Annotated in this window: 8 protein-coding genes, 2 tRNA genes, 3 rRNA genes and 1 pseudogene; 8 read left to right on the forward strand and 6 right to left on the reverse strand. The window is 45.6% G+C overall.

What is annotated here, in order from left to right:
* Positions 1-98: 98 nt before the first annotated feature.
* Together ACRQ5D_RS10200 and ACRQ5D_RS10205 are read right to left on the reverse strand one after the other, a co-directional pair.
* On the reverse strand, positions 99-866 hold the full coding sequence (locus tag ACRQ5D_RS10200) for an SDR family NAD(P)-dependent oxidoreductase (protein ID WP_091176555.1): 768 nt from the start codon (positions 864-866) through the stop codon (positions 99-101).
* Positions 867-1,051: 185 nt separating this feature from the next.
* Complete coding sequence (locus ACRQ5D_RS10205; RefSeq protein ID WP_091176558.1) at positions 1,052-2,767, reverse strand: IlvD/Edd family dehydratase; 1,716 nt, start codon at positions 2,765-2,767, stop codon at positions 1,052-1,054.
* Between the two features lie 1,035 nt (positions 2,768-3,802).
* Here ACRQ5D_RS10205 and ACRQ5D_RS10210 point away from each other — a divergent pair.
* From ACRQ5D_RS10210 to ACRQ5D_RS10245, 8 genes and pseudogenes are all read left to right on the forward strand, one after another.
* Positions 3,803-5,323: ribosomal RNA gene (locus ACRQ5D_RS10210) — 16S ribosomal RNA — on the forward strand.
* A gap of 212 nt (positions 5,324-5,535) precedes the next feature.
* Positions 5,536-5,610, forward strand: a tRNA-Ile gene (locus tag ACRQ5D_RS10215).
* 85 nt (positions 5,611-5,695) lie between these two features.
* Positions 5,696-5,772, forward strand: a tRNA-Ala gene (locus tag ACRQ5D_RS10220).
* 225 nt (positions 5,773-5,997) lie between these two features.
* Positions 5,998-8,877, forward strand: a 23S ribosomal RNA gene (locus ACRQ5D_RS10225).
* 226 nt (positions 8,878-9,103) lie between these two features.
* Positions 9,104-9,215: ribosomal RNA gene (rrf, locus tag ACRQ5D_RS10230) — 5S ribosomal RNA — on the forward strand.
* The 16S, 23S and 5S rRNA genes sit together here with 2 tRNA genes alongside, the layout of an rRNA operon.
* A 533-nt stretch (positions 9,216-9,748) precedes the next feature.
* A complete protein-coding gene (locus ACRQ5D_RS10235; RefSeq protein WP_432328807.1) occupies positions 9,749-10,585 on the forward strand; it encodes a hypothetical protein in 837 nt (278 codons plus the stop codon).
* Positions 10,534-11,813 (forward strand): annotated as a pseudogene (locus ACRQ5D_RS10240) (TIM-barrel domain-containing protein); the annotation flags it as partial. The gene ACRQ5D_RS10235 and the pseudogene ACRQ5D_RS10240, both read left to right, overlap by 52 nt.
* A 15-nt stretch (positions 11,814-11,828) precedes the next feature.
* Entirely contained in the window at positions 11,829-12,164 is a 336-nt protein-coding gene (locus ACRQ5D_RS10245; protein WP_432329745.1) for a DUF5110 domain-containing protein, read from the forward strand.
* Positions 12,165-12,285: 121 nt separating this feature from the next.
* On the opposite strand, the gene ACRQ5D_RS10250 is transcribed toward ACRQ5D_RS10245, so the two are convergent.
* The 4 genes from ACRQ5D_RS10250 to ACRQ5D_RS10265 all read right to left on the reverse strand — a co-directional run bounded on the left by ACRQ5D_RS10250 (position 12,286) and on the right by ACRQ5D_RS10265 (position 17,417).
* Positions 12,286-13,056 (reverse strand): TerC family protein, encoded by a 771-nt coding sequence (locus ACRQ5D_RS10250; protein WP_091175738.1) that lies wholly within the window; start codon positions 13,054-13,056, stop codon positions 12,286-12,288.
* A gap of 90 nt (positions 13,057-13,146) precedes the next feature.
* On the reverse strand, positions 13,147-14,982 hold the full coding sequence (gene glmS, locus ACRQ5D_RS10255; protein ID WP_432328809.1) for a glutamine--fructose-6-phosphate transaminase (isomerizing): 1,836 nt from the start codon (positions 14,980-14,982) through the stop codon (positions 13,147-13,149).
* 190 nt (positions 14,983-15,172) lie between these two features.
* Entirely contained in the window at positions 15,173-16,525 is a 1,353-nt protein-coding gene (locus ACRQ5D_RS10260) for a DUF4270 family protein (protein ID WP_208102400.1), read from the reverse strand.
* On the reverse strand, positions 16,512-17,417 hold the full coding sequence (locus tag ACRQ5D_RS10265) for a glycogen/starch synthase (RefSeq protein WP_432328811.1): 906 nt from the start codon (positions 17,415-17,417) through the stop codon (positions 16,512-16,514). The genes ACRQ5D_RS10260 and ACRQ5D_RS10265 overlap by 14 nt, the downstream gene beginning before the upstream one ends.
* Between the last annotated feature and the right edge of the window lie 98 nt (positions 17,418-17,515).

Consider the following 17,515-nt stretch of genomic DNA (forward strand, 5'->3'; position numbering starts at 1 on the left):
TACGTATTTATGCGCATCTCTTAATTCCTCCTCCTGAAAATATCCATCAGTTAGTGATTATTTTCAAACCATTCACCTAATCAACCACTCACTATTCACTAATACGGAGAAGTACTAACCGCCGTCCATCCGCCATCAACTACCAAATTTTGCCCGGTAATGTGCCTTGCATCGGGCGAAACCAAAAACAACACCGCGTTTGCCACATCTTCAACAGTTGCGGCGCGACCCATAGGGGTAATGCGGGCCCAGGTTTTTTGATATCCGGCATCTTCCATCGTGCGCTCGGTAAGGGTGGCACCGGGCGCCACGGTATTCACGGTAATTTGATGTTGTGATAGTTCAACCACCAGGCTTTTGGCCAGCATTTCGAGGGCTGCTTTAGTCATACCGTAAGCGGCAAGGTCCTGATGGGCCTGGTGCCCCGTAACCGAGGACATGAACAGGATGCTGCCCCCGCTTTTTTGTTTCACAATTTGCCTGGCTGCCCTTTGCGCCAAAAAGAAACTGCCCTGCAAATTAACATTCATTACACTTTGCAGGGATTGGGCAGGGTAATTCAAAAAATCGCCAAACAAAGTGATCCCGGCATTGGCGACGGCAATGGTAAGTTTGCCATAACGCTGTACCGCTTCATCAACCATTTGCTGTATAAAATCAATGTCCGAAGCATCGCCGGCTATCGGGTAACAATTACAGCCGAGCCCATTAATGGTATCGGATGCCTGAACAGCCAGTTCTTCACTCAAATCATTCAATAATACATCCGCACCGGCGAGACTTAGCTGTTTAGCTATTTCAAAACCTATCCCTTGCCCGGCACCGGTTATTATGGCTACCTGTCCGCTAAATTTATCAGTTATCATTTTTTAGGTTGATGGTTTAATAATCTATTGCATTATGTCATTTCGACGAACATGTGTGTTGGGGAATGATCGGGGTGAGGAGAAATCTTATACAAGCGATAATCCAAATGCATGGTGTATAAGATTTCTCCTTACTCCACAGCGCAGTCCATCCCTTCTCGTCGAAATGACATTTTTTTAATCTCTCAATGCGAATCCCTTAAAACCTCACTCCCCGAGCCCCCTCTTAAAAAATCGAGATCAGCCCCAAGATGGGCTTGCTCTACATGCGTTTGATATAAATAAGTGTATCCCCGTTTGCTGATATTGTTGTTTAATACCAGTTTTGATTTTCTTTCGGCAATTTCTTCATCACTAACCTCAAGGTGCAGTGTACCGGCGGGTACATCAAGTTTAATCATATCGCCATCCTGTACTATAGCCAATGTGCCGCCGATGGCCGCTTCTGGTGATACATGCAGTACTACCGTGCCAAAGCCGGTACCGCTCATCCGCCCGTCAGAGATTCGTACCATATCGGTAATGCCCTGGTCGGCCAGTTTTTTTGGGATCAGCATATTGCCAACTTCGGGCATACCGGGGTAGCCTTTTGGGCCTGCATTTTTCAATACCAGCACACTATTTTTATCCACATCCAATGCCGGATCGTTAATGCGATGATTAAAATCCTCTATATTTTCAAATACCACGGCCTTACCGGTATGCTGCATTAAGCCCGGGCTTGCCGCCGACGGTTTCATCACAGCCCCGTTTTCACAAAGATTACCTTTCAGTACCGTTATACCTGCTGTTGGGTTAAAAGGATTATCAACCGGCGCTATCAGTTCGCGGTTAAAACATTCGCTGTTTTCATAATTACGCAATATAGGGTGGCCGCTTACGGTTATGGCACCGCTGTTAAGTTGTTCATGCAGCTCTTTCATTAAGGCCGGTAAACCACCAGCGTAATAAAAATCCTCCATAAAATATTTGCCCGAGGGCTGCAGATTGGCCAGTAAGGGTATTTTGCGGGATGATGTATTGAAATCATCCATACTTAAATCAATCCCGATGCGGCCTGCTATGGCCAGCAGGTGAATAATAAAATTTGTAGAGCCGCCAATAGCCGCATTAACGGTGATGGCATTTTCAAAAGCCTGCCGGGTAAGGATGTCTGAAGGTTTCAGATCTTCATGCACCATATCAACAATGCGATTGCCCGATAGGTGCGCTAATACTTTACGACGAGAGTCGGCCGCGGGGATAGCCGCATTCTCTGCCAGTGAAAGTCCCAGCGATTCGACCATGCAGGCCATTGTCGATGCCGTTCCCATTACCGCGCAATGCCCCTGGCTGCGGGCCATGCAGGCTTCGGCAGTATAAAGGTCTTCATCGTTCATTTGCCCGGTTTGATGATCGGCGAAAAAGCGCCAGATATCCGATGTGCCGATATCCCGGCCCCGGTATTTCCCTGTTAACATGGCCCCGCCCGATACTACTATGGTTGGAATATTTACGCTGCAGGCTCCCATTACCAGTGCAGGCGTGGTTTTATCGCAGCCGCAAAGCAGCACCACGCCATCCAGCGGATTTGCACGGATACTCTCTTCAACATCCATACTTACCAGGTTTCGGTACAGCATGGCAGTAGGTTTAACCAAAGTTTCGCCTAATGACATCACCGGGAATTCAACGGGATATCCACCGGCTTCATAAATGCCGTTTTTTATAGATTGGGCTAATTCCCGGAAATGGGCATTGCAGGGTGTAAGCTCCGACCATGTATTGCAGATGCCAATCACCGGCTTCCCCTGCAACTGATGTGCCGGGATCCCCTGGTTTTTCATCCAGGCGCGGTATATGAAGCCATCCTTGCCTTTTTTACCAAACCATTGCCGGCTTCGTAGCGGTTTTTCCTCCATTATATAAGATGTGTTGTGTTTTGAATTGGTTGTTTAACAAATATAGATTTCTATAAATCGTTTTAGGCATTGTAAATGAAAAGTTAGAGAAATAGTGTGCCGGAGGTATGCAAGTCATCGTTGGCAGAGTTTCCGGCGGTTGTCTTCCTAAGTATATAGCAAAGGTTGCAACTGGATAAGTTATTTATAGACCGGATAGATGTTGATGACTCGTGATTTTTGTAAGTATTAACTGCGGTGCTCAAAACAGCAAGCTGAATGAGGGCGTTGCCTTCGGCCGGGCTATTCGTTCATACGCCTGCAGGCTTTACGCTCGTTGGCCGGTACCCGCTGCTATCCCTAACGCTGGTTTTCGAGGCTTGTATAAACTTTTTCTCGTTGATGTATAGTTAGTTAAGGAAACATTAAGAAAAATAGTAAAGAATAATTTGGAGAAGGCGTAAAAGTGGCTACCTTTGCAGCCCGCAAACGAGGAAGTGAGTTAGCCGGGTTAGTACATTAAAAGGATAGAAAAGTAAAGGAAAAAAAGATTAAAATCTTTTTGTGGGAATGAAAAAAAATCCACACCTTTGCAGCCCGCAAAAGAGGAAAAGGAGAGAGCGAAGCGGGTCTGAAACTTTGAAAAATAAAAAATAAAAAAGTTTTGGAAATAAGAAAAGGTTTTCTACCTTTGCAGACCCAAACGGAAGGGAGCTTGAAAGAGCGAAAGAAGTTGAGGCTGAGCGAGTTCAGTCAATAAGAGAAGGAAGAAAGTTAACAATAGTTAATGAGTAAAACAAAAGAGCCGAAAGCGATTTTCGGGGAAACAAACTGACAAGTTAAGCGATGAAAATTGCGACGACATAATAGCTGATTCGGATGATGAAGCGAGCAAGTTCTTTTAAGAAATGGAAATCATGTAGCGTAACGGGAGATTAACCAAGGCTAAGGCTGAGGAAGATTGAAGAGTTACAAAAAGAAGAGAGGCTGTATAAAGATATAATAATACAGATTCTATTAATTAATAATAGGGTCAGTGGTTAAACAAAACATTTTACAATGGAGAGTTTGATCCTGGCTCAGGATGAACGCTAGCGGCAGGCCTAATACATGCAAGTCGGACGGGATAGGAGAGCTTGCTTTCCTTGAGAGTGGCGCACGGGTGCGTAACACGTATGTAACCTACCTTGATCAGGGGGATAGCCTCTCGAAAGAGAGATTAAGACCGCATAACATTATGATATGGCATCGTATTATAATCAAATATTTATAGGATCAAGATGGGCATGCGCAACATTAGCTAGTTGGTGTGGTAACGGCATACCAAGGCGACGATGTTTAGGGGATCTGAGAGGATGACCCCCCACACTGGTACTGAGACACGGACCAGACTCCTACGGGAGGCAGCAGTAAGGAATATTGGTCAATGGACGGAAGTCTGAACCAGCCATGCCGCGTGCAGGAAGACGGCCCTACGGGTTGTAAACTGCTTTTGCAGGGGAATAAACCTCGATACGTGTATCGAGTTGAATGTACCTTGAGAATAAGGATCGGCTAACTCCGTGCCAGCAGCCGCGGTAATACGGAGGATCCAAGCGTTATCCGGATTTATTGGGTTTAAAGGGTGCGTAGGCGGCTTTTTAAGTCAGGGGTGAAAGACGGTAGCTCAACTATCGCAGTGCCCTTGATACTGAAGAGCTTGAATGTACTTGAGGTAGGCGGAATGTGACAAGTAGCGGTGAAATGCATAGATATGTCACAGAACACCAATTGCGAAGGCAGCTTACTAAAGTATGATTGACGCTGAGGCACGAAAGCGTGGGGATCAAACAGGATTAGATACCCTGGTAGTCCACGCCCTAAACGATGAACACTCGATGTTGGCGATATACGGTCAGCGTCTAAGCGAAAGCGTTAAGTGTTCCACCTGGGGAGTACGCCCGCAAGGGTGAAACTCAAAGGAATTGACGGGGGCCCGCACAAGCGGAGGAGCATGTGGTTTAATTCGATGATACGCGAGGAACCTTACCCGGGCTTGAAAGTTAGTGAATGTGACAGAGACGTCACAGTTCTTCGGAACACGAAACTAGGTGCTGCATGGCTGTCGTCAGCTCGTGCCGTGAGGTGTTGGGTTAAGTCCCGCAACGAGCGCAACCCCTATGTTTAGTTGCCAGCATTTAAGGTGGGGACTCTAAACAGACTGCCTATGCAAATAGAGAGGAAGGAGGGGACGACGTCAAGTCATCATGGCCCTTACGTCCGGGGCTACACACGTGCTACAATGGATGGTACAGAGGGCAGCTACCTGGCAACAGGATGCCAATCTCTTAAAGCCATTCACAGTTCGGATCGGGGTCTGCAACTCGACCCCGTGAAGTTGGATTCGCTAGTAATCGCGTATCAGCAATGACGCGGTGAATACGTTCCCGGGCCTTGTACACACCGCCCGTCAAGCCATGGAAGCTGGAAGTGCCTGAAGTGCGTAACCGCAAGGAGCGTCCTAGGGTAAAGTCGGTAACTGGGGCTAAGTCGTAACAAGGTAGCCGTACCGGAAGGTGTGGCTGGAATACCTCCTTTCTGGAGCAGGATCTCTGAGTAATTCGGAACTGTTACCTACATGATATTTCTTAAAACACAAACAAAAAGACAAAAGGAAACCCAGAAGATGAAGCCATCTGTGGAATGTGCAAACGCAAGTAAGTACAGGACAAGTGGCAGTAAGCAGTGGCAGCAGCAGTAGGCAGAAAAGTCCTGCAAACTGCAACTGATAACTGCAACTAAAAACAAATAGTCCTGTAGCTCAGCTTGGTTAGAGCACTACACTGATAATGTAGGGGTCAGCAGTTCAAATCTGCTCGGGACTACAAAAAAGGAAGAAAGGGAAAAGGATAAAGGCAAAAGGTAAGAAAACCTTTCAGCTTTAACCTTTCAGTTTTCACCTCATCTAACGGGGGATTAGCTCAGCTGGCTAGAGCACCTGCCTTGCACGCAGGGGGTCAACGGTTCGAATCCGTTATTCTCCACCAAGTATTCTACAGTAACTATAATATAGGTTACGCTACAGATGAAAACTAACGTTCTTTGACATATTGGAAGAAGTAATTGAAAACAAGAGAAAACAACAGATAGAGACGTTGTTAGGTTCAATACTACAAAGAGACAAAGCAGCAATGCAATGACTCAATGAAATAATGACTTAATGACTGATCTAAAATAAAGACATACCTTGCGGCGCAAAAGGCGCAAGAGTAGAAGAAAGTAAGAAAGGGTACACGGGGGATGCCTTGGCTCTCAGAGGCGAAGAAGGACGTGATAAGCTGCGATAAGCTGCGGGGATTAGCAAATATGAATTAATCCGCAGATTTCCGAATGGGGAAACCTAGTTATTTGAAGAATAACTGCATAAATGCGCTAACCTGCCGAACTGAAACATCTAAGTAAGCAGAGGAAGAGAAAACAATAGTGATTTCCAGAGTAGTGGCGAGCGAAATGGAAGAAGCCCAAACCTGTTATGTTACGGCATAGCAGGGGTTGTAGGACCACAACATGAATATTAAATAGAACCGGAACGGGGTGGGAAACCCGGCCATAGAGCATGAGAGCTGCGTACGGGTAATAGATAATAGGATAGTGGTATCCTGAGTACCGCGAGGTCGGAGACGCCTTGTGGGAATTTGCCGGCACCATCCGGTAAGGCTAAATACTCCTGAGAGACCGATAGTGAACCAGTACCGTGAGGGAAAGGTGAAAAGAACCCCGAACAGGGGAGTGAAATAGAACCTGAAACCGTGTACTTACAAGCGGTCGGAGCCTGGCAACGGGTGACGGCGTGCCTTTTGCATAATGAGCCTACGAGTTACTCTTCCCTGGCAAGGTTAAGTGTTTAAGACACGGATCCGAAGCGAAAGCGAGTCTGAAAAGGGCGTATAGTCAGGGGAGGTAGACGCGAAACCTTGTGATCTACCCATGGGCAGGTTGAAGGTGCCGTAACAGGTACTGGAGGACCGAACCGATAAACGTTGAAAAGTTTCCGGATGACTTGTGGGTAGGGGTGAAAGGCTAATCAAACTGGGAAATAGCTCGTACTCCCCGAAATGTTTTTAGGAACAGCCTGGCGGTTGAGTTATAAAGAGGTAGAGCTACTAATTGGGTGCGGGGGAGTCAAATCCTACCAAATCCAGATAAACTCCGAATGCTTTATAATATACGCTGGAGTGAGGCTATGGGTGCTAAGGTCCATGGCCGAGAGGGAAAGAACCCAGACCATCAGCTAAGGTCCCTAAATTATTGCTAAGTTGAACTAACGAGGTCCGATTGCACAGACAGCTAGGATGTTGGCTTGGAAGCAGCCATTCATTTAAAGAGTGCGTAACAGCTCACTAGTCGAGCGATCGGGCATGGATAATAAACGGGCATCAAGCAGTATACCGAAGCTATGGATTCATATTAATATGACTGGTAGGGGAGCATTCTATTATCCGGCGAAGCAGGAAGGTAACTGACTGTGGAGGGAATAGAAAAGCAAATGTAGGCATAAGTAACGATAAGGCGGGAGAGAAACCCGCCCACCGAAAGACTAAGGTTTCCTGATCAACGCTAATCGGATCAGGGTTAGTCGGGGCCTAAGGTGAAGCCGACAGGCGTAGCCGATGGACAACTGGTTAATATTCCAGTACTTTTTATTACTGCGATGCGGTGACGGAGTAGTGACACTGACGCGAACTGACGGAATAGTTCGTTAAAGGCTGTAGGTATAGAGTTTGTAGTTAAGTACGCAGACTTTGCTGAAAGCTGATAGTACACCAAATCTTCGGACAAGGTGATAGTTCAGGTAATCAGACTTCCAAGAAAACCCGCTAAGCTTCAGGTAATAAAAACCCGTACCGTAAACCGACACAGGTAGTCGAGGAGAGAATCCTAAGGTGCTCGAGTGAATCATGGCTAAGGAACTCGGCAAAATGGCCCTGTAACTTCGGGAGAAGGGGCGCTGGCAGCAATGTCAGCCGCAGTGAAAAGGCCCAGGCGACTGTTTAACAAAAACACATGGCTTTGCAAAATCGCAAGATGACGTATAAGGCCTGACACCTGCCCGGTGCTGGAAGGTTAAGAGGGGATGTTAGTCGCAAGGCGAAGCATTGAATCGAAGCCCCAGTAAACGGCGGCCGTAACTATAACGGTCCTAAGGTAGCGAAATTCCTTGTCGGGTAAGTTCCGACCTGCACGAATGGTGTAACGATCTGGGCGCTGTCTCAGCCATGAGCTCGGTGAAATTGTGGTATCGGTGAAGACGCCGGTTACCCGCAACGGGACGGAAAGACCCCATGCACCTTCACTATAGCTTAACATTGATATCGGATACAGGATGTGTAGGATAGGTGGGAGACTGTGATCCAGCTTCGCTAGGAGTTGGTTAGTCAACGTTGAAATACCACCCTTTCTGTATTTGGTGTCTAACTCTACAAAGTGGAGAACATTGTTTGGCGGGTAGTTTGACTGGGGTGGTCGCCTCCAAAAAGGTAACGGAGGCTTTCAAAGGTAAGCTCAGTACGCTTGGTAACCGTACGCGGAGTGCAATAGCATAAGCTTGCTTGACAGTGAGACAGACAAGTCGAGCTGGGTCGAAAGACGGATATAGTGATCCGGTGGTTCTGCATGGAAGGGCCATCGCTCAAAGGATAAAAGGTACGCTGGGGATAACAGGCTGATCTCCCCCAAGAGCTCATATCGACGGGGAGGTTTGGCACCTCGATGTCGGCTCGTCACATCCTGGGGCTGGAGAAGGTCCCAAGGGTTGAGCTGTTCGCTCATTAAAGTGGCACGCGAGCTGGGTTCAGAACGTCGCGAGACAGTTCGGTCCCTATCTGTTGTGGGCGTAGGAAGTTTGAGTGGGGCTGACCTTAGTACGAGAGGACCGGGTTGGACTAACCTCTGGTGAATCTGTTATGCCGCCAGGTGTACTGCAGAGTAGCTACGTTGGGAATAGATAAGCGCTGAAAGCATCTAAGTGCGAAACTAGCCACAAGATGAGACTTCCATTGAGGGTCGTAGGAGACTACTACGTTGATAGGTTACAGGTATAAAGGTGGTGACATCATAGCCGAGTAATACTAATTGCCCGAAGCTTTCTTCAGATAGAAAAAAGGGTTGATAGTAATTGGATCATAGTTCATAGTAATATAAAGCGATGAACCATGAACTATCAACCAAAAACAAACAACAATGCTGTTGTTTTCTCTTACATTCAATCACTTCTTTCAATAATATGTCATTGTTCAGGCGAAAGGCCAAAGGATAGAGGCAAAAGGTAAGAAAACCTTTGACCTTTTACCTTTCAGCTTTCACCTCAACAAAAGAAATTCAGGTGCCTATATCGGCGGTGTCTACCTCTTCCCATTCCGAACAGAGAAGTCAAGCCCGCCAGAGCCGATGGTACTGCGGTAAAACGTGGGAGAGTAGGTCGGTGCCACCCTTTATCACTTTCAATAGTGCAATAATCGCAAAAGCCTTAGCTAATTACTAAGGCTTTTTGCGTTATTGGCCTTTGATAAGCCCTCTGTCCCGCCACGCTACTATTCACCCAATAGCCGATTGCAGGCATCGACCCGGTTACAACCCACGGCCCATTTTTATAGGTGTGAACACTTGTTAAACCCTGCAGGATAATTGTATCTGATAACTAACTGGTTATAATCCTGCCAAAATCTCCTTACAACCGGCATGAGCAGAATGGTATTGGTAATCAGTAATTTATAAAACTTCATTCCATTAGTAGAATACCCTGTTTTAAACATTTGAACACTGACCATACAGTGTCACCATTTGGCTTAAAAATGCGTGGCAAATTGTATCACTTTTAAGATATACCCAATATCCGGGGCTTATAGTGGCTAGCTGATAATTCAACATTAAAAAAATTACTCCAATTAAAAAAAGTACGCTATATTCACGGTGTCAAATTAAGTGTTAATCTCACACTCAGTATAAACCAAATCAGTGATAGTCATGATGTTTAAAAAGGTATTTCATAAAGGCGCAAAAGTTAGGCAATCGATTGCGTGGTTTGTTTTTCTTTTAGCTGGCATGTCTGCCATGCCGGCTATAGCAGTTATTAAATCTTTCAAAAAGGCAGCTGATGGGGTTACTTTCACGCTCGACAAAGGTTTGATGAAAGTGCTTATCCGCAGGGACGATATCATCGAAGTAAAATATACCATCTTTGATGCTTTTGAGATCAAGCCGTCATTGGTTGTGAATAATAAATGGGTTCAGCACTCACCGTACCAGGTTACTGATGGGAAAACCGAGGTGGTTATTACTACGGCAAAGCTGAAAGTAAAGATCAATAAGGCTACGAATGCCATCACCTATACTGATTTGAAGGGTAACGTGATTACTGCCGAAGACAGCGACAATAAATCCATTACTCCAGCAACCATCGCAGGGATCAGCACTTATAACGTTACTACCCAATTTGCGTCGCCTAAAGATGAGGCCCTGTTCGGTTTAGGTTGCCATCCTTTAGATTCCATGTCGATCAATTATAAAGGCCGTAACCAGGACCTGGCTATCAAATATCTTACCGGCGCTATCCCAGTACTGTTGTCAACAAAGGGCTATGGCTTGATGTGGGATAACTATTCGGCCAGTAATTTTTATGGTGCCGAAGCGGATAACACTAAATTTAAATATGTATCGGAAAGCGGTAAGCAGGTTGATTATTTCTTTTTTACGGGCCGGGCTTTGACCATATCATCGATCTTTATCGCACAGCTACCGGTAAAGCGCCGATGTTTGGTAAATGGGCTTATGGCTTGTTTCAATCGCAAGACAGGTACCTGAGCGAGGACGAAATCCTTACCGTAAAGGATAATTACCGCAATAACCATATCCCGGTTGACGTGATTGTACAGGATTGGTACTACTGGGACCCATTGCCGATAGGCTCACATGTAATGAAACCGGAACGTTACCCGCATCCGCAAAAATTGGTTGATGCTTTACACGCAGCCAATATCCATGCTATGATCTCTATCTGGCCGGTGTTTGGTAAAGGCACCCCTAATTATGATGCGCTGAACAAAATGGGAGGTTTAACCGATATCACCTGGGATAACGTGGTTACCCACACTTTTGATACTTATTATGATGCCCACAACCCTAAAGCCCGTGAGCTTTACTGGGACCAGGCCCGCGACAGCCTCATTAAACGTTACGGCTGGGATGCCTGGTGGATTGACCAGTGTGAGCCGGATAATGGCGCTTTACTTGACGCCCGCCGTCAAAGTAATTTTGCCATTGGTAAAGGCATCGACTATTTTAACACTTATTCATTACAGCATACTAAAGGCGTATACGAAGGCTGGCGCAGGGATATCCCGGGTAAGCGCGCTTTCTTTTGGTAAGGCAGTCGTTCGCCGGTGAGCAGCGCAACGCCTCTACGTTATGGTCGAGCGATATTGAATGTACTTTTCATGATTTTAAAGACCAGGTGCCACAGGGCATCAACGCCTGTACCTCCGGCATCCCTTACTGGACGTCAGACATCGGCGGCTATCATTACCACTGGAAACCTGCCGATTGGTCGCAGCCGGATAAACGGGAGTTATTTACCCGCTGGTTTCAGTTTGGTACGTTTTGCCCTATTTTTCGAATCCACGGTAAAGGTGAGCGAGCCATCTTCAGCAAAAACTGGGACGAAAATACAAGGTCGATCCTGCTTAATTTTGACAAGCTCCGTTATCGTTTGATGCCCTACATTTATTCACTGGCAGGCCGTGTAACTAACGATAACTATACCATTATGCGTTCGCTGGCTTTTGATTACCGCGGCGACAGCAAGGTTTACGGTATTCCTGACCAGTATATGTTCGGGCCGGCCTTTATGGTTAACCCGGTAACCGAACAACTATATACTTCAAGTGATGCAGATAAAAAAGCCAAGGCGCGCCAGGTTTACCTGCCTGCCGCCAGCAAATGGTATAACTTCTGGACAGGCGAACTGCTTGACGGTGGCCAAACCATCAGCGCTGCGGCACCTATCGAGATTTTGCCGTTATATGTAAAAGCGGGCTCAATTATACCAATGGGCCCGGATGTTGAATACGCAACCGAAAAACCAAACAGCAATATTGAGCTTCGCATCTATCCCGGCGCTGATGCTTCATTTAAGTTTTACGAGGATGAAAACGATAACTACAATTACGAAAAAGGACAATCAGCTACGTTTACATTAAGCTGGAACGATAAAACACGTAAACTTAGCATATCTGATACTAAAGGCCATTTTCCGGGCCAGCTGAAAAGCCGTACGTTTAACATTGTGATGGTTAAAGGCGCCCATGGCTCGGATGTAGCTTTAACTGCCAAGGCTGATAAGGTTGTTAAATATGCAGGTAAAGCGGTGGTAGTGGCGCTATAGTGCGTCATTTGAGTCATTAGGATTTTCTCCCATTATGTCATTATAAGCGTAGCGCGGCAATCGCACGGAAGCATAACCGCTTTATATAGCATGCGATTGCCGCGCTACGCTCGCAATGAAATTACTTATTGTTTTGTCCTTTCTTTCCCTTATTCGCTTTCATTTTTAAATTCAGCATCTCTACCAAAACAGAGAACGCCATGGCAAAATAGATATAACCTTTTGGGATATGCTGTTCAAAAGCTTCGGCCAAAAGCGAAACGCCAATCAGCAGCAGGAATGATAGCGCCAGCATTTTTACGGTTGGGTGCTTGTTTACAAACGATGCTACCCCGTTTGATGCCCACATCATAATACCTACGGCTATAACAACGGCTAAGATCATGATTTCCACATGGCTGGCCATTCCTACCGCGGTGATCACCGAGTCGAGCGAGAAAACGATATCCAACAGCATGATCTGAATTATGGTACCCCAAAACGAATGTTTCTTTACATTGCCTTCTGCCTCTTCTTCGCCTTCAATTTTATGATGGATTTCGGCGGTGCTTTTGTAAATCAAGAATAAACCGCCGATGATGAGGATAAGATCGCGGCCGGAAATAGCCAGTTTCTCAACCCATTCGGCATCCGTAATACTGAAAATGGAGCTTAGGTTAAACAAGGGCGCTGTTAAAGTCATTACCCAACTGATGGATAACAACAGCAGCACACGGGTGATCATGGCCATACCAAGACCAACCCTCCGGCCTTTGCTTTGCTGACTGGCGGGAAGTTTATCGGACAGGATTGAGATAAATACAATGTTATCGATGCCTAAAACAATCTCCAGTAAGGTTAGTGTGATTAAGGAGATCCATGATTCGGCGTGTTCGAAAATTTCAAAACTCATAGGTTGCAGGTATTTGTTTCTTCCCAAAAATAACAAAACCCCTGCCGTTACTGGTAGGGGTTTGCAAAAAATTAGGTTTATAACTGGTTTTTATTCAACTGTAACTGATTTTGCCAGGTTACGGGGCTGATCAACGTTACAGCCGCGCATCATGGCTATGTGATAAGCCAGCAACTGCAGCGGAATGGTTGCCACCAGCGGCACAAACGCCTCATTGGTTTGCGGGATCTCTATCACATAATCGGCCATGCCTTTCACTTCGGTATCTCCTTCGGATACAATAGCAATTACGTGGCCTTTGCGGGCTTTTACTTCCTGTATGTTGCTGATCACCTTTTCGTATGATGAATGTTTGGTGGCAATGAACACCACTGGCATCTCGTCGTCAATTAAGGCGATAGGGCCATGTTTCATCTCGGCGGCGGGATAACCTTCGGCATGGATGTAGGAGATCTCCTTGAGCTTTAAAGCGCCTTCCAGGGCTACAGGGAATGAGCTGCCCCTGCCCAGGAACAGGCAATTGGTCGAATCTTTAAACCGGGCTGCAATTTGCCGGATATGTTCGTTTAATTTCAAGGCCTCCTGTACCAGGTTAGGGATCTCGTTTAAGCCGGTTAAATATTCAACCATTTTGCTTTGGGTAATTTTACCCCGCTGCTGGGCTATATAAAAAGCTATTAGTGTTAGCACGCTTACCTGGGCGGTGAAGGCTTTGGTAGATGCTACACCAATTTCGGGCCCGGCATGGGTATAAACGCCCGCATGCGTTAAACGCGGAATAGATGCACCGACCACATTACAAATGCCGAAAATGGTAGCGCCTTTTTCCTTAGCCAGTTCAATGGCGGCCATGGTATCTGCTGTCTCTCCCGATTGGGAAATAGCTATCACCAGGTCTTTTTCAGTAATGATTGGGTTGCGGTACCTGAACTCGGAGGCATATTCAACTTCTACCGGCACACGTGCGTATTCCTCAATCAGGTATTCGCCCACCAACCCGGCATGCCAGGAGGTGCCACAGGCTACGATAATGATCCTGTCAACATTTTTAAGTTTCTCGGTGTATTCCTTAATGCCGCCCAACTGAACTTTGCCCTGCTGGGGGTAAATACGGCCACGCAGACAATCACGGATGGAACGGGGCTGCTCATAGATCTCTTTCATCATGAAATGGTCGTAGCCGCCTTTCTCCAGCATTTCCAGTTTTAAGTCCAGTTCCTGGATATAGGGTGTTTGTACCGAGTTGTCGATGTTTTTTACCAGCAGGCTTTCGCGGTGTACATAGGCAATTTCGTTATCATTCAGGTAAATTACATTTTTAGTATACTCTACAATAGGTGTAGCGTCCGAAGCTATGAAATATTCGCCTTTGCCTACGCCAATTACCATGGGGCTGCCTTTACGGGCTGCAATAAGCAGATCGGGCTCATCGGCACTCATGATAACGATGGCATATGCGCCTATTACCTTATTTAATGCAACGCGTACGGCGTCCTTCAAATCAAGGCCGGTTGCCTTTTGGATATCCTCAATCAGGTGTATTAAAACCTCGGTATCTGTATCGCTTTTAAAAACGTGGCCTTTAGCTGTAAGTGTTTCCTTGATCACGCCATAGTTTTCAATAATACCATTGTGGATAATGGTAAGCCTCCTGTCGCCCGACGAATGGGGGTGCGAGTTACGGTCGCTCGGTTCGCCGTGGGTGGCCCAGCGGGTATGGCCCATCCCTATTGTCCCCTTCATTTCAATTCCCTTCACAAAATTTTCAAGGTCCTCAACCTTGCCGGCCTTTTTATAAACTTTAAGGTCATGATCAAGCAGGGCAACACCGGCACTGTCATAGCCCCGGTATTCGAGCCTGTGAAGCCCTTTTATAACGATAGGGTAAGCATCCCTGAATCCTATATAACCAACAATTCCGCACATAAAATAATCAAGTATAAATGTTAAACGCCGCAAAATAAACAGCTATATAACACATATCCGCAATAATTATTTTGATTTTTTTCGAAAATGAGGAAGTTTTGAAATACTTAAAAAAGTATTTTAAGAAGTGTGTTTGTCTTAAACAAAAAAATCCCCTAAGCGGGGATTCTTTTGTTTATTGAGAGATATCTTACTTGCGGACTTTGGTGTAAATGATGTTCATGCGGATGCTGTAACCCGGGGTTGACTTATCGCTCCCCACTATTACCGTGCGGGCTGCCGTTTGTGTTGACGGCGCCACGTCAATACCTGTTGTAGTGTTAACAAGGGTGGTATCAACCGGGGCAATATAAGTGCCGTAATCAACAGTTTTTTTACGGATCAGATCCTGTACAAAAGCTGTAACCAGGAAGTGGTATTCTTTTTTGGTACGATCATAACGGCCGCCAAATAAACTTGTTTGCGAACGCGGGTCACTTGCCGAGGCATCCTGTATTAGTGCCCGTTGTTTGGCTATATCCAGCTTGTACATGGTAAGCTTAGGTAAAGGCGCATAAGGTACACCTGAACCGGCACGTGGTGTTATCACAATTTCGGCACGGTTTAATACTATCGATGAGTCAACAAGCTTGTCAAGGCCCGGGAAACTAAGCTTAGCCCTTAAACCTGCAAGCCCCTGAAGGTAAACCGTATTTTGCGATGTTGTTGTATTATTCAGTGCTGCCTGGATAGTAGTACTGTAGGTATGCGTAATTTCGGCAGCACGGTTAAAGAACGGCAGGGTTACCGATGCTGTATCAATAGTACTGCTTGTAGTACTGGTAGCAGCAGTAACAACTTTATAAAATACATCAATTTGCGATGAGGCCAGATTAAGCTGGATAATACCGCCGGCATCACTGGCCTGTGCCTTGTCTAACGAAAGGTAAAGGCCTTTTACAGTACTTTGAAAAGTTGTTGGTGATGCAAGTACAGCACCACTCGCATTAAACAGGTTATTATAGATAAAGGCTTTACTAAGCGGCACACGTAACTGAGGTGCTACGCGCTGAACGGTATCTAATGTGTCAGTACGGATGCGTGCTATGGTGATACTATCGTGCGTACGGGCTGTGAAGGTCTTAGAACCAAGCAAAGTGCCCAGGTCGGCATCCCAGTGATTATTACTATAGTAGGTTTTGCTTTCTACCTTTTGTTGAAGCTGGTACACGTTTATTTTATAGCGTGAAGCCAGCGAATCGCCATAAAAACCGTCCGAATATCTAAGCACAAGTACAGCCGAGTCAATTGTCAGGGTGCCTGCAGGAACAGTGTAAGCGGCGCCGTTAGGCAGGTTAACACCTAAAGCAACAATACTTTTTGTTGTGCCGAATACCGGGTCGGTAAAGTTGGCAAGCGGTGTCCGGGTTTGACCCGAGGTAGCCGCGGTATCATCAACAACAGTGTTAATAACGATGTTGGTATCAACTATCAGGTTGCCATTGATCTCGTTTTGATCATTGACGCCCAAACCAATACCATCCTGGCGTTTACAACTGTTCAAAATAAAAAGACTTATTAACAGGGTCAATAAGTCTAATCGGAAAAATTTCATATATAATATTAAGTCTTATGCAACATCCACCAATCTCGTCGTTGGTAATTTCGTCGTAAAAATTGTAATAATTTTCGAAATCTGCGGTAGAATCAAATTCTAAAACCGATTTATTGCTGTTTTTAACATTATTTAACACATCTGCATCAATATCGGGGCTGCCCAAAACAATACCGTCTGAGTAGTGGATTGCACCGGCATACAGCGCCGAATTGGTGCCGCCTTTGTACGGCTCCACATGCTGCTCATTCATATTGCTCATGATGGCTTTTGTAGCAAAGTCATTGTGCAATTGCTCTTTAAAATCATTTTCATAAATAGAGTAAATGATTTTTGAGTGCTTAAATGTAGGGTCGTCTTTGTAGGTTGTTTTCAGATAAGCAGGCACAAGCGCGCTCATCCAGCCATGGCAATGGATCACATCCGGCGCCCAGCCTAATTTTTTAACAGTTTCTAATGCACCTTTGCAAAAGAAGATCATACGCTCGTCATTGTCGGCGTAAAATTTACCTTCCTTGTCTGCAAAAACATGCTTACGCTGAAAATATTCTTCATTATCCAAAAAATACACCTGCATACGCGCCGCCGGGATAGATGCTACTTTGATGATCAGCGGGTTATCATTATCGTCGATAATAATATTCATACCCGACAACCTGATCACTTCATGAAGCCTGTTCCTGCGCTCATTGATATTGCCGAAACGCGGCATAAGGATACGGATCTCGTAACCTTTCTCCTGCATGGCCTGCGGAAGTTGGCGTGTTATTTCAGCAATTTTTGTGAGTTCAAGGAAAGGGGACATTTCATGAGTTATAAACAAAAGCTTAGATTTACCCATCACTAAATCAGTATTTAAAATGTAAAGAAGTCAAAAAATTTGAGTTTGCAAATATAACTATTATTATATAAACTGCCAACGAATTATGCAAGTAACTT

Origin of the sequence: Mucilaginibacter sp. P25, from assembly GCF_050859465.1 — a bacterium.
Classification (GTDB): domain Bacteria; phylum Bacteroidota; class Bacteroidia; order Sphingobacteriales; family Sphingobacteriaceae; genus Mucilaginibacter; species Mucilaginibacter gossypii.